This is a genomic window from Pseudomonas sp. R11-23-07 (assembly GCF_003852295.1).
In the GTDB taxonomy this organism is placed as follows: Bacteria; Pseudomonadota; Gammaproteobacteria; order Pseudomonadales; family Pseudomonadaceae; genus Aquipseudomonas.
This window is the reverse complement of the sequence record NZ_CP027761.1, coordinates 4619033-4645917: the sequence shown is the minus strand read 5'-3', so window position 1 is coordinate 4645917 and position 26885 is coordinate 4619033. Positions and strand designations below refer to the sequence as shown.

Annotated in this window: 32 protein-coding genes; 17 read left to right on the top strand and 15 right to left on the bottom strand. The window is 60.6% G+C overall.

Going from position 1 to position 26885, the window contains the following annotated elements:
• Window positions 1-7 precede the first annotated feature (7 nt).
• Together C4J84_RS21325 and C4J84_RS21320 are read right to left on the bottom strand one after the other, a co-directional pair.
• Window positions 8-1435 carry a YfcC family protein gene (locus tag C4J84_RS21325; RefSeq protein ID WP_124371822.1) on the bottom strand — a complete coding sequence of 476 codons (1428 nt, stop codon included), beginning with the start codon at window positions 1433-1435 and terminating at the stop codon, window positions 8-10.
• Window positions 1436-1542: 107 nt separating this feature from the next.
• Window positions 1543-2439: a LysR family transcriptional regulator gene (locus C4J84_RS21320; protein ID WP_124371821.1), complete on the bottom strand. Its 897-nt coding sequence runs from the start codon at window positions 2437-2439 to the stop codon at window positions 1543-1545.
• A gap of 182 nt (window positions 2440-2621) precedes the next feature.
• On the opposite strand from C4J84_RS21320, the gene C4J84_RS21315 reads away from it, so the two are divergent.
• Together C4J84_RS21315 and C4J84_RS21310 are read left to right on the top strand one after the other, a co-directional pair.
• Entirely contained in the window at window positions 2622-3845 is a 1224-nt protein-coding gene (locus C4J84_RS21315) for an OprD family porin (RefSeq protein WP_124371820.1), read from the top strand.
• A 105-nt stretch (window positions 3846-3950) separates the two neighbouring features.
• Window positions 3951-4568 (top strand): FKBP-type peptidyl-prolyl cis-trans isomerase, encoded by a 618-nt coding sequence (locus C4J84_RS21310; RefSeq protein ID WP_124364370.1) that lies wholly within the window; start codon window positions 3951-3953, stop codon window positions 4566-4568.
• Window positions 4569-4703: 135 nt separating this feature from the next.
• Here C4J84_RS21310 and C4J84_RS21305 read toward each other — a convergent pair whose 3' ends face one another.
• The 3 genes from C4J84_RS21305 to C4J84_RS21295 all read right to left on the bottom strand — a co-directional run bounded on the left by C4J84_RS21305 (window position 4704) and on the right by C4J84_RS21295 (window position 6619).
• On the bottom strand, window positions 4704-4961 hold the full coding sequence (locus tag C4J84_RS21305; protein WP_003194088.1) for a hypothetical protein: 258 nt from the start codon (window positions 4959-4961) through the stop codon (window positions 4704-4706).
• A 159-nt stretch (window positions 4962-5120) separates the two neighbouring features.
• On the bottom strand, window positions 5121-5462 hold the full coding sequence (locus tag C4J84_RS21300; RefSeq protein ID WP_017254008.1) for a zinc ribbon domain-containing protein YjdM: 342 nt from the start codon (window positions 5460-5462) through the stop codon (window positions 5121-5123).
• Between the two features lie 188 nt (window positions 5463-5650).
• Window positions 5651-6619, bottom strand: a complete 969-nt coding sequence (locus C4J84_RS21295) for a polyprenyl synthetase family protein (protein WP_124371819.1) — start codon at window positions 6617-6619, stop codon at window positions 5651-5653.
• Window positions 6620-6858: 239 nt separating this feature from the next.
• On the opposite strand from C4J84_RS21295, the gene rplU reads away from it, so the two are divergent.
• The 7 genes from rplU to C4J84_RS21260 all read left to right on the top strand — a co-directional run bounded on the left by rplU (window position 6859) and on the right by C4J84_RS21260 (window position 12497).
• Window positions 6859-7173, top strand: a complete 315-nt coding sequence (rplU, locus tag C4J84_RS21290; protein WP_003176051.1) for a 50S ribosomal protein L21 — start codon at window positions 6859-6861, stop codon at window positions 7171-7173.
• A gap of 34 nt (window positions 7174-7207) precedes the next feature.
• Window positions 7208-7465 carry a 50S ribosomal protein L27 gene (gene rpmA, locus C4J84_RS21285; protein WP_003176049.1) on the top strand — a complete coding sequence of 86 codons (258 nt, stop codon included), beginning with the start codon at window positions 7208-7210 and terminating at the stop codon, window positions 7463-7465.
• 193 nt (window positions 7466-7658) lie between these two features.
• Window positions 7659-8882, top strand: coding sequence for an Obg family GTPase CgtA (cgtA, locus tag C4J84_RS21280; protein WP_124364368.1), 1224 nt, complete (start codon window positions 7659-7661; stop codon window positions 8880-8882).
• A gap of 109 nt (window positions 8883-8991) precedes the next feature.
• Window positions 8992-10110 (top strand): glutamate 5-kinase, encoded by a 1119-nt coding sequence (gene proB / locus C4J84_RS21275; RefSeq protein WP_124365208.1) that lies wholly within the window; start codon window positions 8992-8994, stop codon window positions 10108-10110.
• A gap of 15 nt (window positions 10111-10125) precedes the next feature.
• Entirely contained in the window at window positions 10126-10590 is a 465-nt protein-coding gene (locus C4J84_RS21270) for a CreA family protein (RefSeq protein ID WP_124364367.1), read from the top strand.
• Between the two features lie 102 nt (window positions 10591-10692).
• Complete coding sequence (locus C4J84_RS21265; RefSeq protein ID WP_124436048.1) at window positions 10693-11175, top strand: glutathione peroxidase; 483 nt, start codon at window positions 10693-10695, stop codon at window positions 11173-11175.
• A gap of 218 nt (window positions 11176-11393) precedes the next feature.
• Window positions 11394-12497, top strand: a complete 1104-nt coding sequence (locus C4J84_RS21260; RefSeq protein WP_124368316.1) for an NADH:flavin oxidoreductase — start codon at window positions 11394-11396, stop codon at window positions 12495-12497.
• On the opposite strand, the gene C4J84_RS21255 is transcribed toward C4J84_RS21260, so the two are convergent.
• Window positions 12466-13668 (bottom strand): glycosyltransferase family 1 protein, encoded by a 1203-nt coding sequence (locus tag C4J84_RS21255; RefSeq protein ID WP_124371816.1) that lies wholly within the window; start codon window positions 13666-13668, stop codon window positions 12466-12468. The genes C4J84_RS21260 and C4J84_RS21255 overlap by 32 nt on opposite strands.
• A gap of 54 nt (window positions 13669-13722) precedes the next feature.
• Window positions 13723-14487, bottom strand: a complete 765-nt coding sequence (gene cysZ / locus C4J84_RS21250) for a sulfate transporter CysZ (RefSeq protein WP_124371815.1) — start codon at window positions 14485-14487, stop codon at window positions 13723-13725.
• Between cysZ and C4J84_RS26310 the strand changes: the two genes are divergently transcribed.
• Together C4J84_RS26310 and trxB are read left to right on the top strand one after the other, a co-directional pair.
• Window positions 14486-14653: a hypothetical protein gene (locus C4J84_RS26310; protein WP_164487786.1), complete on the top strand. Its 168-nt coding sequence runs from the start codon at window positions 14486-14488 to the stop codon at window positions 14651-14653. The two genes, cysZ and C4J84_RS26310, sit on opposite strands and share 2 nt — an antisense overlap.
• A gap of 127 nt (window positions 14654-14780) precedes the next feature.
• Window positions 14781-15743, top strand: a complete 963-nt coding sequence (gene trxB / locus C4J84_RS21240) for a thioredoxin-disulfide reductase (RefSeq protein ID WP_124364362.1) — start codon at window positions 14781-14783, stop codon at window positions 15741-15743.
• Window positions 15744-15868: 125 nt separating this feature from the next.
• Here trxB and C4J84_RS21235 read toward each other — a convergent pair whose 3' ends face one another.
• From C4J84_RS21235 to C4J84_RS21210, 6 genes are read right to left on the bottom strand one after another with little or no spacing between them, the layout of a single operon-like run.
• The gene (locus C4J84_RS21235) at window positions 15869-16210 is read right to left on the bottom strand and encodes a HopJ type III effector protein (protein WP_124371814.1); all 342 of its coding nucleotides are present in this window, start codon (window positions 16208-16210) and stop codon (window positions 15869-15871) included.
• Entirely contained in the window at window positions 16203-16499 is a 297-nt protein-coding gene (locus tag C4J84_RS21230; RefSeq protein ID WP_124364360.1) for a DUF1244 domain-containing protein, read from the bottom strand. The genes C4J84_RS21235 and C4J84_RS21230 overlap by 8 nt, the downstream gene beginning before the upstream one ends.
• 16 nt (window positions 16500-16515) lie before the next feature.
• Window positions 16516-16887 (bottom strand): dihydroneopterin triphosphate 2'-epimerase, encoded by a 372-nt coding sequence (folX, locus tag C4J84_RS21225; protein WP_124371813.1) that lies wholly within the window; start codon window positions 16885-16887, stop codon window positions 16516-16518.
• A gap of 2 nt (window positions 16888-16889) precedes the next feature.
• Complete coding sequence (gene folE, locus C4J84_RS21220; RefSeq protein WP_124364359.1) at window positions 16890-17450, bottom strand: GTP cyclohydrolase I FolE; 561 nt, start codon at window positions 17448-17450, stop codon at window positions 16890-16892.
• A 19-nt stretch (window positions 17451-17469) separates the two neighbouring features.
• Window positions 17470-18180 (bottom strand): dihydromonapterin reductase, encoded by a 711-nt coding sequence (gene folM, locus C4J84_RS21215; RefSeq protein WP_124436047.1) that lies wholly within the window; start codon window positions 18178-18180, stop codon window positions 17470-17472.
• 57 nt (window positions 18181-18237) lie between these two features.
• The gene (locus tag C4J84_RS21210) at window positions 18238-18795 is read right to left on the bottom strand and encodes an antibiotic biosynthesis monooxygenase (RefSeq protein ID WP_124371811.1); all 558 of its coding nucleotides are present in this window, start codon (window positions 18793-18795) and stop codon (window positions 18238-18240) included.
• A gap of 211 nt (window positions 18796-19006) precedes the next feature.
• Between C4J84_RS21210 and C4J84_RS21205 the strand changes: the two genes are divergently transcribed.
• The gene (locus C4J84_RS21205; protein ID WP_124371810.1) at window positions 19007-19966 is read left to right on the top strand and encodes a MerR family transcriptional regulator; all 960 of its coding nucleotides are present in this window, start codon (window positions 19007-19009) and stop codon (window positions 19964-19966) included.
• Between the two features lie 2 nt (window positions 19967-19968).
• Here C4J84_RS21205 and C4J84_RS21200 read toward each other — a convergent pair whose 3' ends face one another.
• Together C4J84_RS21200 and C4J84_RS21195 are read right to left on the bottom strand one after the other, a co-directional pair.
• A complete protein-coding gene (locus C4J84_RS21200; protein ID WP_124364355.1) occupies window positions 19969-20574 on the bottom strand; it encodes a hypothetical protein in 606 nt (201 codons plus the stop codon).
• A gap of 57 nt (window positions 20575-20631) precedes the next feature.
• Complete coding sequence (locus C4J84_RS21195) at window positions 20632-21099, bottom strand: PAS domain-containing protein (RefSeq protein ID WP_124371809.1); 468 nt, start codon at window positions 21097-21099, stop codon at window positions 20632-20634.
• A gap of 129 nt (window positions 21100-21228) precedes the next feature.
• Between C4J84_RS21195 and C4J84_RS21190 the strand changes: the two genes are divergently transcribed.
• The 5 genes from C4J84_RS21190 (at window position 21229) to C4J84_RS21170 (ending at window position 26865) form a co-directional block, all read left to right on the top strand.
• Window positions 21229-21684 carry a flavodoxin gene (locus C4J84_RS21190; RefSeq protein WP_124371808.1) on the top strand — a complete coding sequence of 152 codons (456 nt, stop codon included), beginning with the start codon at window positions 21229-21231 and terminating at the stop codon, window positions 21682-21684.
• 189 nt (window positions 21685-21873) lie between these two features.
• The gene (locus tag C4J84_RS21185; RefSeq protein ID WP_124371807.1) at window positions 21874-22656 is read left to right on the top strand and encodes a class II aldolase/adducin family protein; all 783 of its coding nucleotides are present in this window, start codon (window positions 21874-21876) and stop codon (window positions 22654-22656) included.
• Window positions 22656-23558: an alpha/beta fold hydrolase gene (locus C4J84_RS21180; protein ID WP_124371806.1), complete on the top strand. Its 903-nt coding sequence runs from the start codon at window positions 22656-22658 to the stop codon at window positions 23556-23558. The genes C4J84_RS21185 and C4J84_RS21180 overlap by 1 nt, the downstream gene beginning before the upstream one ends.
• A 130-nt stretch (window positions 23559-23688) precedes the next feature.
• Window positions 23689-24600, top strand: coding sequence for an SDR family oxidoreductase (locus tag C4J84_RS21175; RefSeq protein WP_124436046.1), 912 nt, complete (start codon window positions 23689-23691; stop codon window positions 24598-24600).
• Window positions 24601-25083: 483 nt separating this feature from the next.
• A complete protein-coding gene (locus tag C4J84_RS21170; protein ID WP_124364349.1) occupies window positions 25084-26865 on the top strand; it encodes a DUF1302 domain-containing protein in 1782 nt (593 codons plus the stop codon).
• Window positions 26866-26885: the final 20 nt, after the last annotated feature.

Here is a 26885-nt window from a genome sequence, read left to right as displayed (position 1 = left end):
CATCGATTCAGTACCCGCTCGTCACCGCAATGGCCAGCAACACCATCGCCAGCACGGCGTAGATCAAGAATAAAGGCAGGATGAAACGCGCCCACTGGCCCCAGCCGACATTGGCGGTAGCCAACAGCACCAGCAAGCCGCTGGAAGTGGGGGTGATCATGTTGGTCAGGCCATTGCCCAGCAAAAATGCGAACACCGTGGTCTGTGGGCTGACCCCGGACAGTTGGCCCAAGGGGCCGAAAATCGGCATGGTCACGGCGGCCTGGCCCGAGGTGGACGGGATCAGCACATCCAGCCCCAGTTGTGCGAAGAACATTCCGTAAGCCGACACAATCGGGCCGTGATCGCCCACCAAGTTGGCCAGGCTGTTGACGATGGTGTCCAGTACCTGGCCGGTACTGAGGATAATTTCCACGGCGGTGGCCAGGCCGATCAGTACGCCGGCGATCAGCACCTTCTTCATCCCATCGACAAAGGCGCTGGCGGCAACGCTTGCACCGAGCCCGGCGATCACACTGAAGGCCACCGTCAGCAGTAAGTAGAACGCCGACAGCTCGTGGTATTTCCAGGCCCAGCGGTTGGAGGCGTAGACCAAAAAAGCGATGCCCGTCAGCAGCACGATCAGGTTGCCCAAGTGCCGCATGGGCAGCGGTGTGCTTTGGAATGTGATCTGCGCTGTGGCATCGAAACCGTGCTTGCGAATGCTCCACAGTACGAAGGCAATTCCCACCAGCAGGAACGTGCAGTAGGCCAACACGCGCATGCTCAGGCCGCTGAAGATCGGCAAGCCAACCATCGGCTGGGCGACGGACAGCGCCACAGGATTGGAGATTGAGGCCAGGTAGCCGATCTTCACCGAGATCGTGACAATGGCCAGGCCGATCAGGTTCGACAGCCCCAGCCGGTTAGCCATGGCAACCATCAAGGGCACGATCAGGATGAATTCCTTGGCCAGGCCCATGAAGGTACTCCCGGCGGAAAACACCAGCATCAGGCACGGCACCAATACGTAGATATTGCCCCGGGTCAGCCCCAGCATGCGTTCCAGCCCGGCATCGATCACCCCGGCCTTGTTCAGCACACCGAACATGCCGCCGATGAACAGCACCATGAAAATCAGCGCCGCACGTTTCTCGATGCCCTGGGGAATGGCCATGAAGCCTTCCGCCAGAGACACCGGACGTGCCACGGTGTCGAAGACTTTGCGTGGCTCCAGGGCGAACAGTTGGCTCAGGGAATCGTGTTTTTCCAGTACCTGATACGAGCCCGGCACCACCAGGCCATTCTGGCGCTGGAACGTGCCCGAATTCACGGCGTAGGTAAACGCCACCGCGAGCAGGACAATACTCAGCAAGATGATGGCGGGATTGATCTGTTTGCGTTGCGTGGTTTTCCCTACCGCTGCTTGGGTGGGGGTGCTCTGCGATTCACTCATGCTGGTGGCCCCGGCGTGCGCCGTTATTGTTATAGGGGTGACACGTGTGGGGCGGACACTAGGGCAAACTTTTCGCGGCGACAACGTTATGCGTAGGGTGGGTTGGGCTATGCGTTTTGTTCGGCAAGACGCTGCTTGAGATGCTCGGCAAACGCGTTCACCAGTTGCGAGCGCGGTTCATTGGCGCGAAACGCCAGGCCGAATGCGTAGGGCAGCGCCGGGCGGAAGGGGCGCGTGACGATGGGCAAATGCAGGAAGTGACTGGCCAGCAGACCGTTGACGATCGACACCCCCAGCCCCTCGGCAACGAAGCTGCACGCCGCCCCTACCGAGTGCACCTCGACCCGTACCTGCGGCGTGAGGTTGGCCGCGCGGAACACCTGGTTCAGTTCGGCTCGCAGTGCCCGTTGCCGGCCGAGCATCACCAGCGGCACGTTGCGCAGGTGCTGCACTTCGATGCAAGCGTGACGGGTCAGCGGATGCTCGGCCGGCATCACGCAGACGCCTTCGGTTTGCAGCACCGGCTCGACGTCGAAGTCGGGGATTTCCGTGGGCAGGCGCACAAAACCCAGGTCGGCGGAACGGTCCAGCACCGCACGCTCGATCATGTCGTAGGAACCGGTCAGCAACTCGACGACGATGTCGTCATGGCCCTTGAGAAACTCGGTCACGATGCGTGGCAACAGTCCCTGGGCCATGCTGGTGGGCACCCCGACCTTGAGCAGGCTTTTGCGTAAGCGTCCTGCACGCATCTCGTCGGCCAGGCGCTGGATCCGCTGCATGCCATCCACCAGCCCGGCGACTTCGGCAAGCAATTCCTCGGCTTCCGGCGTGGCCATCAGGCGGCCCTTCTTACGCAGGAACAAGACAAAACCCAAGTGCTCTTCCAACTGGCTCAGCAGGCGGCTGACCGCCGACTGCGAGAGGCCCATGCGCGTCGCTGCGCCGATGGTCGAGCCGGTGGACATGATCGCCTTGAAGGCTTCGAGTTGCTTGAGATTCACCGTGGTTTTCCTATCGGTTGGGAAGGGCGGCCGGTGCTTCACGCATAGCCTGATGCGCTTCTCGCATAACGTTGTGAGGCGGCGGGCGAGTCGTTAGTGTCCGCTCCAACGCGACACGCCGTCCAGCTGCCGCGCCGTGCAATCGCCCATAAAAAACACAACATGGCATTGAGGAAAGGTTTATGCGTGAGCTTTTCACGAAGCGGGAAATAGTTTCGGCGGGACTGCTGGCGAGCCTGTCACCGGCATTGATGGCCCAGGGGTTCTGGGAGGATTCCTACGGCCGATTGACCTTGCGCAACTTCTACTTCAACGACGGCTACCGCGACGGTGGTGAAGACCGCAAGGAGTGGGCCCAAGGCTTTCTGCTCAATCTTCAATCGGGTTATACCGAGGGTACCGTAGGCTTTGGCCTGGATGCTCTGGGGCTGGCGGGACTGCGCCTGGACTCCAGCCCAACCCACGCCGGCACAGGTTTGTTGCCCGTGCATGATGATGGTCATGCGGCCAGCGAGTTCTCCAGCCTGGGCGTCACAGCCAAGATACGCTGGGGCAACACCGTACTAAAAAACGGTACCTTGCTGCCGAAGATTCCGGTGCTGGTGCACAACGATGGTCGCCTGTTGCCGCAGACGTTCCAGGGCACCCAAGTGGAATACAGCGGCATTCGTGACCTGTACCTGCATGTCGGACACCTGGATAAATTCAAGCTGCGCAACTCCACCGACAGCGTGGCTATCTATCCCCAGGGCTACAGTGGCAAAAAAGGCAGTGACTTCAATTTTGCCGGCGCCACCTATGCCTTTACGCCCAAGCTCAGCGGTAGCTGGTACTACGGTGAAATGCGTGAATTCTATCGGCAGCAGTTCTTCGGCCTGGTGCACAAGCAGCCGGTGGGCAGCGGCACGCTGACCAGCGACTTGCGCTACTTCATCAGCACCCAAGCGGGTGAAGCTCGCAACGGTCAGGTCGACAGTGACATGTTCAGCGGCTTGTTTACTTACCGCCTGGGCGCGCAGGCGCTGGGTGTGGGCTATCAGAAGGTCAGTGGCGAGACCGCCGTGCCGTATGCCAGTGTGTCGACGGTGTATTCCTTCAGTAACGCGGGTGTGGGCAAGTTCATCCAGGCGGGTGAGCAAACCTGGATGCTGCGCTACGACTATGACTTCGCAGCGCTACTGCCGGGTTTGAGCTTCATGACCCGTTACTACAAAGGACAAAACGGTGACGTCAGGGGGCGCGAGGCGCGGGAGTGGGAATCCGACACTAACTTGCGCTATGTGATCCAGAACAGCACCCTCAAAGGCTTGGGAGTGGAGTTGCGCAAGGCCACTTATCGTTCGACCTATGCCAGTGACCGTGACAATTTCCGGTTGTACCTGACTTACGACCTGGCGCTCTGGTAGTCGGGGGAGGGGGCTGATCATGGGCCGGTCTTGTGTGCTAGTCTGCGGGCCCTTTTAGTTCTGGATGGCACGGGAAACCGTGTTGTCCTACAGCGGAGCCTCTTCATGTCCGAAGTTAATCTGTCCACCGACGAAACCCGCGTCAGCTACGGTATCGGCCGTCAGTTGGGCGACCAACTGCGCGACAACCCGCCACCAGGCGTCAACCTCGATGCAATCCTGGCCGGCCTGACCGACGCGTTCGGTGGCAAGCCAAGCCGTGTTGACCAAGAGCAAATGGCGGCCAGCTTCAAGGTGATCCGCGAAATCATGCAAGCTGAAGCCGCGGCCAAAGCTGAAGCCGCTGCAGGCGCCGGCCTGGCATTCCTGGCTGAAAACGCCAAGCGTGACGGCATTACCACCCTGGCTTCGGGCCTGCAATTTGAAGTGCTGACTGCCGGTGATGGCGCCAAGCCGACCCGTGAAGACCAGGTGCGCACTCACTACCACGGCACGCTGATCGACGGCACTGTATTCGACAGCTCCTACGAGCGTGGCCAGCCTGCAGAATTCCCGGTGGGCGGCGTGATTGCCGGCTGGACCGAAGCCCTGCAGTTGATGAATGCCGGCAGCAAATGGCGCCTGTACGTGCCGAGCGAACTGGCTTACGGCGCTCAAGGCGTTGGCAGCATCCCGCCGCACAGCGTTCTGGTGTTCGACGTCGAGCTGCTCGACGTTCTGTAAGACCTGCTGTTGATCACCTGTAGGAGCGAGCTTGCTCGCGAAAAACGTCAACGATGACGCGGGCATTCTGGATGAGCGCGTTGTTTATGCGGTCTTCGCGAGCAAGCTCGCTCCTACAGCGTTTTGCAGGGTGGTTCATGGGTGGAACTTGCCATTGAGCTCCGTCGCCGGGCGCAACGCTCGGGCATAGCAGAATAAAAACAGGTTCCTCACCACTTCCTTCAGCACCCCAGGCTCACTGGAGCTCAGGCCATTCACGTCCAGGTCGCCCTGGTCCTGCAGTTCATTCAGCGCTTCTTCTTCCAGCACGGCACAGACTTCGCCGGTTTCCCGATGCAGGATCCGCAGGTAGGGGTGAGGGCGGTCCAGCCAGGCGTCTATCAAATAAGTCATGGTCGTTCTCCTTGATGGGTTTCAATGAGAATAATTCTTATTCGTAGAATAGCAAGTGCCTATTGGCGGTTTGCGCTTTTTTCTGTGTGGAGATTGAGGCGGGTCAAGCAAGAGGGCGAAACGCCATCCCACGGCGGGCGTGGGATGGTTGCAGCACGATCAGACTTTACGCACGAACTCGGACTTGAGTTTCATCGGGCCGATGCCGTCAATCTTGCAATCGATATCGTGGTCGCCGTCGCACAGGCGGATGTTCTTGACCTTGGTGCCGACTTTCACCACCAGGGAAGTGCCCTTGACCTTGAGGTCCTTGATCACGGTGATGGTGTCGCCGTCCTGCAGGACATTGCCCACAGAGTCCTTCTTCACGGTTTCATCGCCGGCTGCTTCGGCCTCGCCATTGGCGGACCACTCATGGGCGCATTCCGGGCAGATCAGCTGGGCGCCGTCTTCGTAGGTGTATTCGGAATTGCATTTCGGGCAGGGTGGCAACGTGCTCACTAAAGCTCCTTGAGAGTCAGGATGGCTAAAAGTCGCACATTATATAGGGGATTGTGGTCTTACAGGTTGTATGAAATCCAAATGTGGGAGGGGGCTTGCTCCCGATTGCGGTTTGCCAGTCGATATATTCGGCGACTGATACTCCGCTATCGGGGGCAAGCCCCCTCCTACATTGGCCCGCGTGTATTTTAGTGCGTACGCGCGACCGCAAATTCGCTCAGCTCAACCAATGCATCCCGGTATTCGCTGGCGGGCAGGGCTTGCAGGCACTGGATCGCACGGGCTACGTAGTCACGCGCCAGTTGCGCGGTGTACTCCAGCGAACCGGACGCTTCGACGGCGGCACGGATGGCTTCCAGGTCTTCGATCCCGCCTTTCTGGATCGCTTTGCGCACCAGGGCGGCCTGTTCCGGCGTGCCTTCGCGCATGGTGTAGATCAGCGGCAGGGTTGGTTTGCCTTCGGCCAGGTCGTCACCGACGTTCTTGCCCAGGGTCTCGGCGTCGCCACGGTAGTCGAGCAGGTCGTCCACCAGTTGGAACGCCACGCCCAGGTGATCGCCAAAGGTGCGCAGCGCTTCGGCCTGTTCGGCGCTCGCCCCACACAGCGCGGCGGCGCTGTGGGTGGAGGCTTCGAAGAGCATCGCGGTCTTGCCGCGAATCACTTCCATGTAGGTTTCTTCGGTGGTGCTGGCGTCGCGTACCTTCGACAGCTGCAACACTTCGCCTTCGGCGATGATGCGCGTGGCCTGTGAAAGAATTTTCATCACCGGCATCGAGCCCAGCTCGACCATCATTTCGAACGAGCGCGAGTACAGGAAGTCGCCCACCAGAACGCTCGGGGCGTTACCCCACATGGCGTTGGCGGTCTCGCGACCACGGCGCATACCGGACATGTCGACCACGTCGTCGTGCAGCAGGGTGGCGGTGTGCAGGAATTCGATGGTGGCCGCCAGCAGGCGCAGGTCATCGCCTTCGCGGCCCAGGGCCTTGCCGCACAGCAGCACTAATAAAGGACGCAGGCGCTTACCGCCCGCCGACGTAATGTAGTCGCCAATTTTGGCGACCAGCGGCACTTTAGACGTCAGCTGCTGCTTGATGATGCCGTCGACGGCGCTAAAATCGTCCGCGACCGCGCGGTAGAAAGCTTGGGGTTGCATCAGCGACAGTCGCTCCAGAAGGGTTGCGCGGCATGCTAGGACCCATGCCCCTGGGTGTCAAGGCGCGATGGACGGCCTCTTGCAACACGTCTATTGCTTGCGTACAATCGCGCACCCTGAACTTCCTGGGCAGCACCTGCCTTACGCAATTGCATTCGGGACGTCCATCCCATGCAGCCATGCCAGCCAATACCTCTTCTTATAAAGCGCTGGGTGAGCAGGATTATCGGAGAAATACCATGTCGTACGCAGTAATTGTTACTGGTGGCAAGCAATACAAGGTCGCCCCAGGTGAATACCTGAAGATCGAAAAACTGGAAATCGCTACTGGCGAATCCGTGACTTTTGATCGCGTTCTGTTGGTCGCCAATGGCGATGACGTGAACATCGGCGCTCCAGTTGTTGCTGGCGCTACCGTTGTGGCTGAAGTGATCTCCCAAGGTCGTCACGATAAAGTCCGCATCATCAAGTTCCGTCGTCGTAAGCACCACATGAAGCGTATGGGCCACCGCCAGTGGTACACCGAGATCAAAATCACCGGTATTCAGGCTTAATTTCAGCCTAATTCCTCACTAGGAGAATTGACTCATGGCACACAAAAAAGCTGGTGGTAGTACCCGTAACGGTCGCGACTCAGAAGCCAAACGCCTTGGCGTGAAGATGTATGGCGGCCAGAAGATCATTCCGGGCAACATCATCGTGCGTCAGCGCGGCACCCAATTCCACGCCGGTTACGGTGTTGGCATGGGTAAAGATCACACCCTCTTCGCGAAAATCGAAGGCGTGATCAAGTTCGAAGTAAAGGGCGCGTTCAACCGCCGTTACGTGAGCGTTGTCGCAGCTTAATTGCGAGATCGCTGGAAAAGCCCTGTCTTGCGACGGGGCTTTTTCGTTTGTGGAGTGAGTCTCTTGCAAAGCTGTTTGTAATGGCGAGGGCAGCAGGTTTTGCAGTCGTTGCTTGAGGTCGCTGCGCTCATTTTTGCAAGAGTCTTATGTCTTGGTTTCTTAAGCTCGTCCGTGCGGCGAGAGGCGTTTTGTTATGAAGTTCGTTGATGAAGTTTCCATCCGAGTAAAAGCAGGCGACGGCGGTAACGGTTGCATGAGTTTCCGTCGCGAAAAGTTCATTGAAAACGGTGGCCCAAACGGCGGTGACGGCGGCGACGGCGGTTCCATCTACATGATGGCCGACGAAAACCTCAACACCCTGGTCGACTACCGTTACACCCGGCACTTCGATGCCGAGCGTGGCTCCAACGGCGGCAGCACCGACTGCACCGGTAAAAAAGGTGAAGACCTGGTACTGCGCGTACCGGTCGGCACCACGATCATCGACTCGGCCACCCAGGAAGTGATCGGCGACCTGACCAAGGCCGGCCAGAAGTTGATGGTTGTGCAGGGCGGCTGGCACGGGCTGGGTAACACCCGGTTCAAGTCAAGTACCAACCGTGCACCGCGCCAGACCACGCCGGGCAAACCGGGCGAGCAGCGCGACCTCAAGCTGGAAATGAAAGTACTCGCTGACGTAGGCCTGCTGGGCCTGCCGAACGCCGGCAAAAGTACCTTCATCCGCTCGGTGTCGGCCGCCAAGCCGAAAGTCGCCGACTACCCGTTCACCACCCTGGTGCCAAACCTGGGCGTGGTCAGCGTCGACCGTTGGAAAAGCTTCGTGGTCGCCGACATTCCTGGCCTGATCGAAGGCGCTTCCGATGGCGCGGGCCTGGGGATTCGCTTCCTCAAGCACTTGTCGCGCACCCGTCTGCTGCTGCACCTCGTCGACATGGCGCCGCTGGACGAAACCAATGCTGCCGATGCCGCCGAAGTGATCGTCAGCGAACTGACCAAGTTCAGCCCGGCCCTGGCCGAGCGTGATCGTTGGCTGGTGCTGAACAAGTGCGACCAGATCCTTGAAGAAGAGCACGAAGAGCGCGTCAAGGAAATCGTCGACCGCCTGGAGTGGGAAGGTCCGGTCTACGTGATCTCGGCCATCGCCAAAGAAGGCACCGAGCGCCTTTGTCGCGACATCATGCGTTATCTGGAAGACCGCGCCGACCGCCTGGCGGCCGACCCGGTCTTCAAGGCCGAACTGGCCGAGCTCGACCAGCAGATCGAAGACGAAGCCCGTGCCCAGCTGCAAGCGCTGGACGACCAGCGTGCCCTGCGCCGCAGCGGTGTGAAGTCGGTGCATGACATCGGCGACGATGATTGGGACGAGGAAGACGTGGATGATGAAGACGGTCCGGAAATCATTTACGTGCGCGACTGATTCGTTGCGATAAACTTGAACGCCGCTCCTTTGGAGCGGCGTTTTGGTATCCGGGTATAACGTTATGGCGGCGCTGGGTCGCGCGGCCCCCACTCTAAGGTTGAAGATGATGCGGAGCAAAGTGACAGGTGCGCAGCGCTGGGTCGTAAAGATCGGCAGCGCGTTGCTGACGGCCGATGGCAAGGGACTCGATCGCGCAGCCATGAGCGTCTGGGTCGAGCAGATGGTGGCCTTGCATGAGGCCGGTGTCGAGTTGGTGCTGGTCTCGTCCGGGGCGGTTGCCGCCGGGATGAGCCGCCTCGGCTGGACCGCGCGACCCAGCGCGATGCACGAACTGCAAGCCGCCGCCGCCATCGGCCAGATGGGCCTGGTGCAAGCCTGGGAATCGAGCTTTGCCGAGCACGGCCGCCACACGGCGCAGATCCTGCTGACCCACGACGACCTGTCCGACCGCAAGCGCTACCTCAACGCCCGTAGCACCTTGCGTGCGCTGGTGGAGCTCAAGGTCATCCCGGTGATCAACGAGAACGACACGGTGGTCACCGACGAAATCCGCTTCGGCGACAACGACACCCTGGCTGCCCTGGTAGCCAACCTGGTGGAAGCCGACCTGCTGGTGATTCTCACCGACCGCGACGGCATGTTCGACGCCGACCCGCGCAACAACCCTGATGCCCAGCTTATCCATGAAGCGCGCGCTGATGACCCGGCGCTGGACGCCGTTGCCGGCAGTGTCGGCGGCGCCTTGGGCCGTGGCGGCATGCAGACCAAGCTGCGCGCCGCCCGCCTGGCCGCGCGCTCCGGTGCCCACACCATCATCGTCGGCGGGCGCCTGGAGCGCGTGCTCGACCGTCTCAAGGCCGGGGAGCGCATCGGTACGCTGCTGTCGCCCGAGCGCGGCATGCTGGCGGCGCGCAAGCAGTGGCTGGCCGGGCACCTGCAAACCCGTGGCACCCTGGTGCTCGACGCGGGAGCGGTGTCGGCGTTGTCCCAGGGCAACAAGAGCCTGCTGCCGGTGGGCGTCAAGTTGGTGCAAGGCAGCTTCCGCCGAGGCGAGATGGTGGTGTGCGTGGCGCCGGATGGTCGTGAGATCGCCCGCGGCCTGGCCAACTACAGCGCCCTGGAGGCGCAGAAGATTATTGGACAATCGTCTGAAGCGATTGTCGGACTCTTGGGCTACATGGCGGAACCGGAACTGGTGCACCGCGATAACCTCATTCTGGTTTAAACGAAGGAATACCCGATGCGCGTAATGAAGGGATTGCTTGGCCTGTTGCTCGCCATGCCACTGCTGGCCTCGGCCGAAGAGATTGCCCAGGTCTCGACGGTGTTCAAGTTTGTCGGCCCCAACGACCGGATTGTGGTCGAAGCGTTTGACGACCCCAAGGTCGATGGCGTGACTTGCTATCTGTCCCGTGCCAAGACCGGTGGCGTCAAAGGCGGCCTGGGCCTGGCCGAAGACCGCGCCGAAGCCTCGATTGCCTGCCGCCAGGTCGGCCCGATCCACTTCAAGGGTGAGCTCAAGGACGGTGACGAAGTGTTCAAGGAGCGCACCTCGCTGGTGTTCAAGACCATGCAGGTGGTGCGTTTCCTCGACAAGAAGCGCAACACGTTGGTGTACCTGGTCTACAGCGACCGCCTGATCGAAGGCAGCCCGCAGAACGCGGTGACGGCGATCCCGATCCTGCCGTGGCCGACCGCTCAGTAACCTGCAGGCGGGTTTTGTTACGGGCGTCTATAATTGCGGGCTTGCGGGTTGTAAGCTCAAGGCGTCGCGAGGCGTAGAAAAATAGGATATCTGGAGTTCGTCATGAGTGCTTTCCACGACCTGAAACTCAAAGCGTTGGATGGGCAAGAGCTGCCGCTGGCGCCTTTCAAGGGGGAAGTTGTGCTGGTGGTCAACGTGGCCTCCAAATGCGGCCTGACCCCGCAATATGCGGCGTTGGAAAACCTCTATCAGCAGTACAAGGACCGGGGTTTCACCGTGCTCGGCCTGCCGTGCAACCAGTTTGCGGGCCAGGAACCGGGCACCGAGGAAGAGATCCAGCAATTCTGCAGCCTCAACTATGGGGTGACCTTTCCCCTGGGCAGCAAACTCGAGGTGAACGGGCCGGAGCGCCACCAGCTCTACCGCCTGCTGGCGGGCGAGGGCGCTGAATTTCCTGGGGATATCACCTGGAACTTCGAGAAATTCCTGCTCGGCAAAGATGGCCGGGTGCTGGCGCGTTTTTCGCCACGTACGCCACCGGAAGATCCATCGATCGTCCAGGCCATCGAAAAAGCCCTGAGCTAACCCTGCCACTGTAGGAGCGAGCTTGCTCGCGAAAATCGCCAACGATAACGCGTGTGCTCTGGATGTACGCGGCGTCCTCAGGCGCTTCGCGAGCAAGCTCGCTCCTACAGGTATTCGGTTGCTTTTATCGCCTTAATCACCCAGATCAATAGTGCTATCCAGCAAGTTGCGGCGCCCATATTATCCACATCATAAATCCGTCTTATGTGGAGTGCTCCATGCCCGTCCAAGCCTTGTTCAAACCCTTCCAGCTCGGTGCACTGCAACTGTCGACCCGCGTGGTCATGGCGCCAATGACCCGCTCATTCTCCCCGGGTGGCGTGCCCAATGCTCAAGTGATCGAGTACTACCGCCGTCGCGCCGCCGCCGGCGTTGGGCTGATCATCACCGAAGGCACCGTGGTTGGCCATCAAGCCTCCAACGGTTACCCCAACGTTCCGCACTTTTACGGCGAAGCGGCGTTGGCCGGCTGGAAGAAAGTGGTCGATGCGGTCCACGCCGAAGGCGGCAAGATTGTTCCGCAGTTGTGGCATGTGGGCGCCGTGCGCCGTATCGGTACCGAACCTGACGCCAGCGTGCCAGCCTACGGCCCGATGGAGAGGCTCAAGGATGGCAAGGTAGTCGTCCATGGCATGACCACCCAGGACATCAAGGACGTGATTAACGCGTTCGCCCAGGCGGCCAAAGATGCTCAACGCATCGGCATGGACGGTGTGGAAATCCACGGCGCCCACGGCTACCTGGTCGACCAGTTCTTCTGGGAAGGCAGCAACCAGCGTACCGATGAGTACGGCGGCAGCCTGGCCAACCGTTCACGTTTCGCTATCGAATTGATCCAGGCCATCCGTGCTGCGGTCGGCCCGGATTTTCCGATCATCCTGCGTTTTTCCCAGTGGAAGCAGCAGGACTACACCGCGCGCCTGGTGCAAACCCCCGAGGCGTTGGGCGAATTCCTCAAGCCGTTGTCCGACGCTGGCGTGGATATTTTCCACTGTTCCACGCGCCGGTTCTGGGAGCCTGAATTCGAAGGTTCCGACCTCAACCTGGCCGGCTGGACCCGCCAGCTGACGGGGAAACCGACGATCACCGTGGGCAGCGTTGGTCTGGATGGTGAGTTCCTGCAGTTCATGGTCAACACCGACAAGGTCGCGCAGCCGGCCAGCCTGGAGAACCTGCTGGAGCGTTTGAATAACGACGAATTCGATCTGGTCGCCGTGGGTCGTGCGCTGCTGGTGGATCCGGATTGGGCCGTGAAGGTGCGCGAAGGTCGCGAGGCCGACATTCTGCCGTTCAGTCGTGAGGCGTTGACGAGCCTGGTGTAAGCGACGCCAGGGCGGGCACCGGAGGCCCGTCCTTGCATACATCGCGCAGCTGACGCTCGAATTGCTCGATGATCGCCGGCCATCCTTGGCGACTGGCGTGTTGCCGGGCATTGAGCCGCGCTCGGCGCAGCGTCTCGCGCTCTTCCAGCAGCCACACGGCCGCATCGCAAAACGCGTTCTCATCCCCCGGCATCGCCAGCACACCGTTGTAGCCGTGGCGAATATGCTGGGTCGCGGCTGCCTGGTCGTAGGCCACCACACCCAGCCCGGACGCCATGGCTTCCAGCACCACATTGCCGAATGTTTCGGTCAGGCTGGGAAACAGGAACAGATCGCCCGAAGCATAATGCCGCGCCAGTGCTTCACCGCGCTGGGCGCCGCAGAACACCGCGTCGGGCAAATCGCGTTGCAACAGGCTGCGCTGCGGGCCATCGCCGACAATCACCAGCTTGAGCCGCCGCGATGGATAGGTGGTCTGCAACGTGTCGAAACAGCGTTTGAGCAGCCCGAGGTTTTTCTCTTGGGCCAGGCGTCCTACGTGCAGCACCACAATGTCGTCGTTCTCCAAACCCCAGCTCGCGCGCAAAGCGTCGTCGCGTTTGGCCGGATGGAACAGTTGGCTGTCGACCCCCCGCGACAGCATGCCAAGACGCTCGAAGTGCCGGCGCTCCAGCTCCAGGCGCTGACTCGCGCTGGGAACCAGGGTCAACGTCGACCGGTTATGAAACCAGCGCAGGTAATGGGTGACCAGGCGACTCAACAGGCTCAAGCCGTACTGGTTCGAATACTGTTGAAAGTTGGTGTGAAAGCCGCTGACCACGCTGATGCCCAAGCGCCGCGCCGCGCGTAACGCCGACAAGCCCAACGGCCCCTCGGTGGCGATGTACAACACATCCGGACGCTGGCGGGTCCAGCGGCGCAGGAGTTTGTGCATCGACGATTGGCCCCACTGCAGCCCTGGATACCCCGGTAACGGCCAGCCGCGGCACAGCAGCAACTCATCGTCACTCGGCCGGCTCTGGTCGACGCCTTGGCGGGGGCGTACCAGTTCGATTTGATGGCCGCGCGCGCGCAAACCGTCGCACAGGCGGCCAAGGGTATTGGCCACCCCGTTGATTTCCGGCGGGAAGGTTTCGGTGATCAGGGTGATGTGGAGCGAAGCTATCGTCATGACCCACAGTGTCGCTGCGGGCCATGTCTTCATTGTGTCACTGGGATGATGGATTTATGACCGGGCCACCTGTTGCCCGGCCATCGCTTCGGCACCTTGCTCGCGCACCCAGAACAACGTAGCCCCGGCTACTGCTGCCGGCATCATCAGCAAGTTGACCACCGGCACCAGCAGCACCAGGTAGACGATCCCGCCAAAACTCATGCTCTGCCAGCGCTTCTGGCGCAGCCAGGCGAGCATTTCGTTCCAGCCCAGCTTGTGGTTGTCGGCCGGGTAGTCGATGTATTGGATCGCCATCATCCACACGCCGAACAACAGCCACAATGGCGCGGCGATCAGGTTGACCACGGGAATGAACGACAGGATGAACAGGCCGATGGCCCGTGGCAGGAAGTAGCCCAGCTTGCGCATTTCCCGGGCCAGGGTGCGCGGAATCATCGCGATCAGCTCGCCCCAGCTGAACGGTGGGAAGTCGTCGGTGCCACGCACCACGATCTCGACTTTCTCCGCGAGAAAACCATTGAACGGCGCCGCGATGATATTGGCGAGCATGGTAAAGGTGAAAAACACCATCAACACCACCAGCACCACGAACAGCGGCCACAGCAGGTAATTCAAAAAGCTCAGCCAGCCGGGCAGCGTGGGCATCAGGTGGTCGACCCACAGGCTGAATTGGTGGCCTGCAAAGTAGATCAGGCCGACGAACAGCACCAGGTTGATCGCCAGCGGCAGCAGTACGAACAGGCGCAGGCCGGGGCTCAACACCAGTTTGAGGCCTTCGCGCAGGTATTGCGGGCCGGAAAGAGCGGGGGCAGGCATGGAAGACTCCGAGCAGAAGGGCGAACGCGCCGACCTTACCGGCTTTGCCGTGGCGGTGAAAGTGGCGACATCAGCGGTTACACCTGAGTGGACAATAAGGTCGATCAAACCGGTCGACTGCATAGAGACCACCTATGAGCTGGATTGTTATTCCGTATTTCCTTAATCTTGCCCCCCTCTATACGCTGCACCCATTATTTTCAGGATCTGCGAGTTCAAGCCTTCCCCAAGTGCTTCGCGGTCCTTTTTTATTCCAGCCGTCTTGTTGTCCGGACGGTCGATAGGAGTGAGTCATGTCTGATACCCGTCATTCGCGAGTGATTATTCTCGGTTCCGGCCCTGCCGGTTACAGCGCTGCGGTCTACGCTGCCCGCGCCAACCTCAAGCCGCTGCTGATCACCGGCATGCAGGCGGGCGGTCAGTTGACCACCACCACCGAAGTCGACAACTGGCCGGGCGACGTCCACGGCCTGACCGGCCCGGTGCTGATGGAGCGTATGAAAGAACACGCCGAGCGCTTTGAAACCGAGATCGTGTTCGACCACATCAACAAGGTCGACTTTTCCAAGAAGCCTTACAGCCTGACAGGCGACAGCGGCGTGTACACCTGTGACGCGTTGATCATCGCCACCGGCGCCAGCGCCCGTTACCTGGGCCTGCCATCGGAAGAAGCGTTCATGGGCAAGGGTGTTTCCGCCTGCGCGACCTGCGACGGTTTCTTCTATCGCAACAAGCCAGTGGCTGTGGTCGGTGGCGGCAACACCGCAGTGGAAGAGGCGCTGTACCTGGCCAACATCGCCAGCACCGTGACCCTGGTGCACCGCCGCGAAACCTTCCGCGCCGAGAAGATCCTGATCGACAAGCTGCACGCCCGTGTCGCTGAAGGCAAGATCATCCTCAAGCTCAACGCCACGCTGGACGAAGTCCTGGGTGACAACATGGGCGTGACCGGTGCGCGCCTGAAGAACAATGACGGCAGCTTCGACGAGCTGAAAGTCGACGGCGTATTCATCGCCATCGGCCACACCCCGAACACCTCGTTGTTCGAAGGTGTGCTGGAAGCCAAAGACGGTTACCTGGTGGTGCAGGGCGGCCGTGAAGGCAATGCCACCGCCACCAACATCGACGGCATCTTCGCGGCCGGCGACGTGGCTGACCACGTCTACCGCCAAGCCATCACCTCGGCCGGCGCCGGTTGCATGGCGGCCCTGGATGCCGAACGTTACCTTGACGGTCTGAAAGACGCCTCGTTCTAAGCAACGCTGCAAAACAAATGTGGGAGGGGGCTTGCTCCCGATAGCGGTGTTTCAGTCAGCACATTTGCTACTGAACCACCGCAATCGGGGGCAAGCCCCCTCCCACATTTTGATCTTTATTTGGCTCAGGATTTGCGGGTCAGGGGTTGTGCTGCAAATTTCACTCCGGCCAGGCCGTATTTGATCAACGCACGGATATTGCCATGGTCACTGCCTTCCGGCGTAGCCACCACTGAACGGTAATGCTCGCCAAACGCCAGCAACGCTTCCTGATCGCTCAACCCTTCCAGCAACGCCAATCCAAGTGTCTTGCACGAACCTTCGTTCTGGCCGGCGGCATTTTCCACCTCGCCGTTGGTGAAGGCTTGCGGCTGGTAGTCGTAACCTGCGGCAACAAAGGCCAGGGTGTCGGCAAACGCGTGTTTGCCGCTGTTAAGGCTGGCGCGCAGGGTGTTCAGGTCAGTCATGGGCTTTTCCTTTGGCAAACGCCGCGTGTTGGTCGGCGCTGGCTTCTTTCTGGTATTGGGCTTTCCACTCGGCGTACGGCATGCCGTACACCACTTCACGGGCGTCATCGAGGCTCAGTTCGATCTGGCGCTCATCGGCCTCGGCCTTGTACCACTTGGACAGGCAGTTACGGCAGAAGCCGGCCAGGTTCATCAGGTCGATGTTCTGTACATCCTTGCGGCTGTCCAGGTGTGACACCAGCCGGCGAAAGGCGGCGGCTTCGAGTTCGAGGCGTTGTTGGTCGTTCATAGGGCTCACTTGACTATCAGCGGCTGGCCGCCAGAGTGATCGAAACCGACTCGGCAAAGCGCAGCGCATGGGGTTTGTCGACTTCGACTTCGGCGTACAGCACCGACTCGTTGCTCATCACCAGGTCGAGCAGCTCCTGGGTCAGGCGTTCGAGCAAGGCGAAGCGGTTGCTTTCGACGTGGGCAATGATGGCCTTGGTGATGGTGCGGTAGTTCAGCGCGTGGTCGATGTCATTATCGCGCACGGCTTCCTGGGCGGCATACAGGATGGTCAGGTTGATCAGCACATCCTGCTTGTTGAGGATTTCGTCCTCGTTGATGCCGATAAAGGTGCGCAGGCACAGGTCCTTGACCCGGATGCGCGCCATGCCTGGTTGAAGTTGTGGCATTGCTACTTGCTCCGTCCAATCAGTTGCAGGAACTCCATGCGCGTGGTGTTCGACTCGCGGAACGCGCCGAGCATCACCGAGGTGTTCATGGTTGAATTCTGTTTTTCCACGCCGCGCATCATCATGCACATGTGCCTGGCTTCGATCACCACCGCCACGCCGGCGGCCTGGGTCACGTCCTGGATGGCGTCGGCAATTTGCCGCGTGAGGTTTTCCTGGATCTGCAGGCGCCTGGCGTACATGTCGACGATGCGCGCCAGTTTCGACAGGCCCAGCACCTTGCCGGTCGGAATGTAGGCCACATGGGCCTTGCCGATAAAGGGCAACAGGTGGTGCTCACACAGCGAGTACAGCTCGATGTCCTGGAGGATCACCATCTCGTCGTTATCGGAGGCGAAGAGCGCGCCGTTGACGATTTCTTCCAGGTTCTGCTCGTAGCCATGACACAGGTATTGCATCGCCTTGGCGGCGCGCTTGGGGGTGTCGAGCAAACCTTCGCGTTCCGGGTCTTCGCCCAGGCCTTTGAGGATTTCGCGGTAATGGTGGGGCAGGGACAAGGTCATACAACATCCTCAAAACGGCTTACTTGATATGCCGCCCGCCGTTGACGGTCAGGGTGGTCCCGGTGACATAGGGGTTGTCCAGCAGGTAACGCACGCTCTGGTAGATCACCTCAGGCCCGGGCTCGATGCCCAGCGCCGACTTGGCCAGGACCTTGGCACGGTAGGCCGCGTCGTCGCCTTCATTGAACATCACCATGGCCGGCGCGATGCCGTTGACCTTGATCAGCGGCGCGAACTCTGCGGCGAACGACAAGGTAAGGCTGTCGAGCCCGGCCTTGGTGGCGCAATACGCGATGTGCTGACGGCTGCCCTTGCGTACCACGTCATCGCTGATATGCACGATATCGGCCGGTGTCGAACGTTGCAGCAGGGGTGAACAATGCCGGTTGATCAGGTACGGCGCAAGCATGTGCACGCTGAACATGTCGGTAAAGGCGTGGCTTTCGTCGTCAGGCGTTTCCGCGATCCAGGCCGAGGCGTTGTGGATGATCGCGCGCAGCGAGTCGGTATGTGCCTTCAACTCAGTGATGAACGCCACAATCCCCGCTTCGCTGGAAAAATCGGCAAACAGGCCGAACGCACCGCGTTCGCGCAGCAGCTGCACCCCTGGGCGTTCGCTGCGGTAGCTGAAGATGACCGATTGCCCTGCGTCCAACAGACGCTCGGCGCAATACAGGCCGACGCGCTGGCCGGCACCGGTGATCAGGATCGGGGCGTTGGTTGCAGTCATGGGAGGCTCTAGTCGCTGGCAGGTGGAAACTATACCAGCGACCCGTCTCCCCTGTACTCAGGCAGCGGCTTCGCTGGCCTTGCGTGGTGGCGTGGGATGCAGCCAGTTCGCCAGCAGGTGCGTCGACAACGGAATAAAGAAGTACACCATCAGCGGTGTGAGCGCCAAGGTGCTGACCAGCACCCGGCTGAACAGGTCCAGTTCGCCGAGCAAGGGGGCCAGGCCAAAATTGAACAGCAGCGACACCGGGAAAAACGCCAGCCAGATCGCCACCGCCTGTTTCCAACGGGGTGGGCGGGCTCCCACGGCGCCAAACCAGCCATCGATGCCGCTCACGCGGTGTTCGGACGGGTCGGCAAACAGCTCGCTGCCACGGCTCAGCCAGGCACTGCGCGAAGCGGAAAACTCCCAGGCATGCAGGGTTTTTTCGTCGGCGAAACGGAAGATGATCTGGAATTCATCGTCATTGGGCGGCGGGGCCAGCACGCCGGAACCCAGGTAACCGGGGAAGTCGGTGGCCAGTTGTTCGCCTTCGCGCAGCCAGGCCATCAGCTCTTCATAGCGTCCTTTGGCCACGCGGCGCGCGACCATCAAGGTGACGGGTGAGGTAGACATGGTATATCTCCAAATGTACGGGTGCGCTGAACCGGGTAGGTGGCGCACAAAGAGGCGGCCGGGTGAGGCCGCTCTCTTAAAAAACAGGCAAGGATTATTCCTCTTTTGCCGAAATACACCAGAGACATTGGTCCGATAAGTGCGGCCTTGAAAAAGACAGGTCGATAAGCGTTAAATACCCTTCAGCCAGCATTGCCACATTTGGTCACCAATGCCCTTGATTACTGCTCCGATTGATAGCATTTCGCGTCTGATTTCGACAGATTCAGATCAGCTGTTTCCCATTCGGGAAGTCTCGAGATTGACAGGCGTAAACCCGGTCACCCTGCGAGCGTGGGAGCGGCGCTACGGGCTGATCCAGCCCATGCGCACCGAAAGCGGGCACCGTCTCTACTCCACGGCCGATATTGAGACGGTCCAGCGTATCCTTGATTGGACTGAACGCGGCGTGGCGGTGAGCAAGGTTGGCAAGATTCTGGCGCGTGACGATCAACAGATCGAAGCGATTCGTGCCGAGCGCGACGCGGCCGAAGACAGCGAATGGCCGCAGTGGCGAGCCCGGCTGATGCATGCCATCAGCGCGTTCGACGAGCGTCAGTTGGAGAGCGTGTATGGCCAGGTGTTCTCGACCTATCCACTGAACGTTGCGTTTCAGGACATTCTGATGCCGTTGTGGCGCGACTTGCTGCGCCACCAGGGCCGTTTCGGCCAGGCCAGTGAATGGCTATTTTTCGACTCTTTTCTGTGTATGCAGACTTTGCTGCGCTTGCAGGTGGCAAGCGCATCGCCCGCCCCCCAGGTATTACTGAGCGCCCTGCCGGGCGATTGCCGCAAATTGGAGCTACTGGTGGCGGCGCTGTTGATGAGCTGGGAGGATTTGTCCGTGAAGGTGCTGGGCTTGGACCAGCCGGTCGATGAGTTGACCCTGGTCTGTGAAAAGATCCGCCCCCAGGCGCTGGTCATGTTCTCCAATCACTCGCATAAGCATGACCTGGCTGCGCGTCTGAACCGCTTGGCGTTGACCCTGGACTGCCCGCTGTTTCTCGCAGGCGCTGCATCGGACCTGTTGCAGGCCGATCTGGCCGGCACGTCCATCGGCTGCCTCGGCAGCGAAGGGCGCCAGATGCAGCGCCGTTTGCAGCAGTTTCTCAGTGGCGGTCTGGATACCTGATCTCAGGCATGTACATGGGGATGCACCAGACGATGCTGGTGCAGGATGAATTGGCGCAGGCGCTCGATTTCACCTGCGTCACTCTGATTCAGGCGGTAGGCAAACAGGCCCCGGGCGGTTTCCCGCTCCAGCGTGCCACGCAGCGCAATACGTTCGTAACCGGACGGACTGAACCACAAAGAAAAGGTTTTCGGCGGTTTGGCTCGGCCACGCCCTTCCACCAGCACACCCTTGAATGACACTTCGTGCACCCACAGCGCACTGGCGTAGCCCTTGATGTTCTCCAGGGCCACCGGTGTTTCAAGGGCCAGGCGCCACGGGCGGATCATCGGCCCGTCTTCAAAGATACTCGGCACGCCCAGGCGCAGATGCACCGCATGAAACTCATCTTCCACCAGATGCAGGGGAAAGGTCAGTTGCTGGTTATCGAACTGCGCCTGGATGGTGACTTGGTCGTGAGCGGCCAACCGCGTGAGCAAATCGCGAATCTGCGCACCGCCATTCACCGTCAGGCTCGACCATGCATCCCGCAGGTTGAGCTGCGGGTTGTGCTGCATGTCCTGGATAAACGCCAGTTCGTCCTGGGTCAAAAGAGCATCGCGGTGCATGGATATAGCTCAAAGTTGGGCGTTAAAAGGCCATTATCGCTCTAAAGACCGCCATTTTTACAGCTTGTTAATTTCACTCGTCGCCTTGAGCGCCGCCAGCTCGGCTTTAAGCTCGGCTACCTGGGCTTCCAGCTGGGCGGCGCGTTGCTGCGCTTTTACCTGGACGGTGACGTCTTTTTGCACGCCGACGAAATACGTCTGCTGGTCGGCCGCGTTGTACACCGTTGACAGTGATAACTCGTTCCAGAAATGTGTGCCGTCCTTGCGGTAGTTGCGCAGGATTTCCCGGCACGCGCCACCGCTGTCGAGCGCCTCGCGGATCGCCATCAGGCCTGGCTGGTCACGGTCGCCCGCCTGCAGGAAACGGCAATCCTGATAAAGGATGTCGTCCAGAGTGTAGCCGGTCAGGCGTTCGAAGGCCGGGTTGACGTAGATCAGTGGCTTGTCTTCGCCTTCTCGTTCGGCGACGACAATCCCGTCGTTGGAGGCGTTGATGACCATTTGCATCAGCTTGGCGTTGATCATTGAGCGGTCCATGGCTTGTTGTTGAGGTCTGAAGTTTATGACACGTCTTGAATGTTGCACGGCGCGCGCTGAGAAAACTGCGCCAGCTGCTAATATCCTACGCTTTCGCTCAATTACAGGATCAGATTGATGAAAGTCGCCATCCTTTCCGGCTCGGTCTACGGCACAGCTGAAGAAGTCGCTCGCCACGCCGAAAAAATCCTCAAAGCAGCGGGTTTTGAAGCCTGGCACAACCCGCGTGCCACGCTGGCCGACGTGCAGGCCTTCGCGCCCGAGGCGTTCCTGGCGGTCACATCGACCACCGGCATGGGCGAGCTGCCCGACAATCTGCAACCGCTGTACTCAAGCATTCGCGACCAGTTGCCCGCCGCCTGGCGCGGCCTGCCCGGTGCGGTCATTGGCCTGGGCGACGCCAGCTACGGCGATACCTTCTGCGGCGGCGGCGAGCAAATGCGCGAAGTATTCAGTGAGTTGGGCCTGCGCGAAGTGCTGCCGATGCTGCGCCTGGACGCCAGCGAAAGCGTGACCCCGGAGACCGACGCCGAGCCGTGGCTGGCCGAGTTGATTACTGCACTGCAGCGCTGACCGACCCCGTGAGGCGCTGTCCGCGTGTTTTTATTGACGGCGCTTCTCTGACACCGTTTGTACTATTCTCCAGGCTGACTCGCTCAGTCATCAAGCTGGCTGCGAAGGCAACTCCGCAAGCCAGGGCGTCTGACTAGACTGGCTCATCACTTAAAAAATAATAATAAATGCGCCAAGGAGGTCATTATTGTGAGCCTAGCCCCCGTTCTATCGTCACAGAATGTCAAAGATCAGGTCAGCGCGGCCGAATGGCAAGCCCGTGTCGACCTGGCGGCCTGCTATCGCCTGGTGGCGATGCACGGTTGGGATGATCTGATCTTCACGCATATTTCCGCCAAGGTGCCGGGCACCGATGATTTCCTGATCAACCCCTATGGGCTGATGTTCCACGAAATCACCGCCTCAAGCCTGGTCAAGGTGGACCAGGCCGGCAACAAGCGCATGGACAGCCCCTATGAGATCAACCCCGCGGGCTACACCATCCACAGCGCCATCCACGAAGTGCGCCACGACGTGACCTGCGTGCTGCACACCCATACTGCCGCCGGTGTCGCCGTGTCTGCGCAAAAGCAGGGCGTGCTGCCGATCAGCCAGCAGTCGCTGTTTGTGCTGTCGAGCCTGGCCTATCACGCCTATGAAGGCGTCGCACTGAATCACGATGAAAAGGCGCGCTTGCAGGCGGACCTGGGCGAACACAACTTTCTGATGCTGCACAACCATGGCCTGCTGACGTGCGGCGCGACCATCGCTGACACCTTTCTGATGATGTTCACGTTCCAGCGTGCCTGTGACATCCAGGTACTGGCGCAGAACGGCGCTGCCGAGTTGATTGCCATCGAGCCGCAGATTCTGGCCGGTGCCAAGGCGATGGTGGCGGCTGTCACAAAAAGCGCCCAAGGTATGGGCGGTGCGCTGGCCTGGCCGGCGCTGCTGCGCAAATTGGATAACCAGGACCCCGGGTATAAAAGCTGATGCCACTTGCCGAGATACCCCTCAGCGCCTGGCGCAAACGCGGCCAGGATTTCGTCTTTCGCGGCCGCTCCATTCGTTATTGGGTGGCCGGGCAGGGCGAGCCGCTGCTGCTGATCCATGGCTTTCCCACGGCCAGTTGGGACTGGCATTACCTGTGGCAGCCCCTGGCCCAGCGCAATCTGGTGATCGCCTGCGACATGCTCGGCTTCGGCGAATCGGCCAAACCGCTGGATCACGAGTACTGCCTGCTGGAGCAAGCCGACCTGCAACAGGCGTTGCTTGAACACCTGGGGGTGGCAGAGCCGGTGCACATATTGGCCCATGACTATGGCGACAGCGTTGCCCAGGAACTCCTGGCCCGGCATTACGAAGGGCGGTTCCAGATGGCCAGTTGTGCGTTTCTCAACGGTGGGCTGTTCCCCGAAACCCACCGCGCAACCTTGGTGCAGAAGTTATTGCTCAGCCCCTTGGGCTGGATGATCGGCCGAGCTTCCGGACGAAGTAGCCTGGCCAACAGCTTTAACCAGATTTTTGGTCCTCGGACGCTACCCAGCGAAAGCGCCCTGGATGATTTCTGGAGTTTGATTGAACACAACGACGGCCCGCGCATCCTGCACAAGCTGATCAACTACATTCCCCAGCGCCGTCGCCTGCGTGACCGCTGGGTGGCGGCAATGCAGCGCGGCGACGTGCCGTTGCGGGTCATCGACGGTGAGGTCGACCCCATTTCCGGCGCGCATATGGTGGAGCGCTATCACCAACTAGTGCCGAATGCCGATGCCATCTTGCTGGCCGATATCGGCCATTACCCACAGATCGAGGCGCCGGTCCAGGTGCTCAGGCATTACCAGGCGTTTCGCGAGCGTATTGGCCTGCGGTCAGCGCGTCCGGCCTATTCCTGAGCCTTGCGCCCCCAGGCGGCATCATCCCGCTGCCTTATCGAGCACCATTCAGCGTCGGCCGTATTTATTGTGACCCAAGGCCCGGTGCCGGACACTCTGCCCATTGCCATTGTCGCCCAAGGAGTTCGGTATGAGTCAGTCAGTGCAGTTGCAGGATAAGGTCGTGATCATCACCGGCGCCGGCGGCGGATTGGGCCGCGCCCACGCGCTGCTGTTCGCCCGGCACGGGGCCAAGGTGCTGGTCAATGACCTCGGTGGCTCGACCCAGGGCGAAGGCGCCAATGCCTCGGCGGCCGACCGCGTGGTGGCCGAAATCCGCGCAGCGGGTGGCATTGCGCACGCCAACCATGACTCCGTCACCGAGGGCGATAAAATCGTACAGAACGCTCTGGATGCCTTCGGCCGCATCGACGTGGTGGTGAACAACGCCGGTATCCTGCGCGACAAGACCTTCCACAAGATGGACGACAGCGACTGGGACCTGGTTTACCGGGTGCATGTCGAAGGCGCCTACAAAGTCACCCGCGCCGCCTGGCCGCATCTGCGCGAGCAGGGCTACGGCCGGGTGATCTTCACCGCGTCCACCTCGGGCATCTACGGCAACTTCGGCCAGTCCAACTACGGCATGGCCAAGCTCGGCCTGTATGGCTTGACCCGAACCCTGGCGCTGGAAGGGCGCAAGAACAACATCCTGGTCAACGCGATTGCGCCCACCGGCGCCACGCGCATGACCGAGGGGCTGATTCCGCTGCAGGTGTTCGAGCGCCTCAAGCCGGAACTGATCAGCCCGTTGGTGGTGTACCTGGGCAGCGACGCCTGCCAGGAAACCTCAGGCTTGTTCGAAGTGGGCGGCGGCTGGATCGGCAAGACCCGTTGGGAGCGCAGCCTGGGCGTAGGCTTTGACCCCGAAGCGGGCTTTTCGCCGGATGACGTGGCGGCGCACTGGCAGCAGATCTGCGACTTCGAAGGCGCGGCGCACCCCAAAGACACGATCGAGGCATTGAAGGAGATGATGGCCAACTTGCAGAAGTTCAGCCTCTGATCGTTGCCGTAAAAACAGTGAATCCAACGGGGCGCCAATGGCGCCCCGTTTTTATTCCAGGCATAAAAAAGGCCGCTGCACAGGCAGCGGCCGAAGTAAGACGTTGGATCAAGGAGCGATAAATCAACGTCAGTGAACACAGGTAACAGATTGAATGTCTTGGCAATCCGTTGAATTCAAGCTTTTCTCCAGAACCTCGGAGCGGGCTGTTTGCCCTGAAAGCGAAGTAAGCATAGTCGGTTGTAACAGAATGAGTAATAGCGGTTCAGGACAAGGACTGTTACCAAAACGACAATAATTCGGCGCATGCCATCGATGCTTCTGATAGGCCACCATCCATCCAATCCATGACGCGCGCCGCACCCATGGCCCGCGCGGCCCGTCATCCTTTCGAGCGACAACACGAATACCTCCTTGGTGCGCTTATCGCTCCTCCTGGGCAGCAGTAGGGTGGGGCCTTCTGTCACTCACCGGGGAAGACGCATGACAAAAACAACAATGCGCGCCATCTTCACGCCACAGGCGCTGGCCGCTGCGGTTGCCTTGGGTTGCTGTGCCCAGGCCCACGCTGTTTCGTTCAACATCGGCGAGATCGAAGGGCAATTCGATTCCTCGCTATCGGTCGGTGCGAGTTGGGGCACGCGGGATGCCGACAAAAGCCTGGTCGGCACCGTCAACGGCGGCACGGGCCAGGCGTCCACCGGGGATGACGGGCGCCTGAACTTCAAGAAGGGCGAGACCTTCTCGAAAATCTTCAAGGGCCTGCATGATCTTGAACTGAAATACGGCGACACCGGTGTGTTCGTGCGCGGCAAGTACTGGTACGACTTCGAGCTCAAGGACGAAGACCGCGAGTTCAAGCAGATCAGCGACCACAACCGCAAGGAAGGCGCCAAATCCAGCGGTGCGCAGATTCTCGATGCCTTCGTCTACCACAACTATTCCCTGGGCGACCTGCCCGGCACCGTGCGCGCCGGCAAGCAAGTGGTCAGTTGGGGCGAAAGTACGTTCATCGGTAACTCCATCAACAGCATCAACCCGATCGACGTGTCGGCGTTCCGTCGTCCGGGGGCCGAGATCAAGGAAGGCTTGATCCCGGTGAACATGCTGTTCGCCTCCCAGAGCCTGACCAATCAGCTCACCGTAGAAGGTTTCTACCAACTGGAATGGGACCAGACTGTGCTGGACAACTGCGGCACCTTCTTCGGCGGTGACGTAGCGGCGGATGGCTGCACCGGTAACTACACGGTGGGCAGCCCGGGGATTGCACCGCTGCAACCGATTGCAGCGGCACGCGGCCAAGGCTTTGTGGTCACCCGCGAGGGTGTGGTGGTGCAGCGCGCCGCGGACCGTGATGCGCGTGACTCCGGCCAGTTCGGCGCCGCCTTGCGCTGGCTGGGTGACGACACCGAATACGGTCTGTACTTCATGAACTACCACAGCCGCACCCCGACCGTGGGCACGATTACCGCCAATACCAACCTGGCAACCATCGGCGCCATTGGTGCCGCCGCTCCGCCGGGCTTTGGTGGGGCCCTGGCCCAGAGCACCATGCTCGGGCGTGGCCAGTACTACCTGGATTACCCGGAGGATATCCGTCTGTTCGGTGCCAGCTTCTCCACCACCTTGCCCACCGGCACGGCGTGGACCGGCGAAATCAGCTATCGGCCCAATGCGCCGGTGCAACTCAACACCACCGACCTGACCCTGGCGCTGGTCAACCCGATTGCCGGCAACACCGCGTCGCCGATCCGCAGTTCGTTTGGCGCCGACAACAAAGGCTACCGTCGCAAGGAAATCACCCAGATCCAGAGCACCATGACCCAGTTCTTCGACCAGGTGCTGGGCGCCGAGCGCCTGACCCTGGTGGGCGAAGCGGCCGTTGTGCACGTCGCCGGCCTGGAAGACAAAACCCGACTGCGTTATGGCCGTGACTCGGTGTACGGCGCCTATGGGTTCCAGGGTGACACCGACGGTTTCGTCACCTCCACCTCCTGGGGCTACCGCGCGCGGGCGATCCTTGACTACAACAACGCGATTGCCGGGGTGAACCTCAAGCCCAACCTGTCCTGGTCCCATGACGTGGCCGGCTACGGCCCCAACGGCTTGTTCAATAAAGGCGCCAAGGCGATCAGCGTCGGCGTGGATGCGGACTACCGCAGCACCTACACCGCCAGTCTCAGCTACACCGACTTCTTTGGCGGCGACTACAACACCCTGACCGACCGCGACTTCCTCGCCCTCAGCTTCGGCGTGAACTTCTGATCTGGCTTAAAGAAGGACAA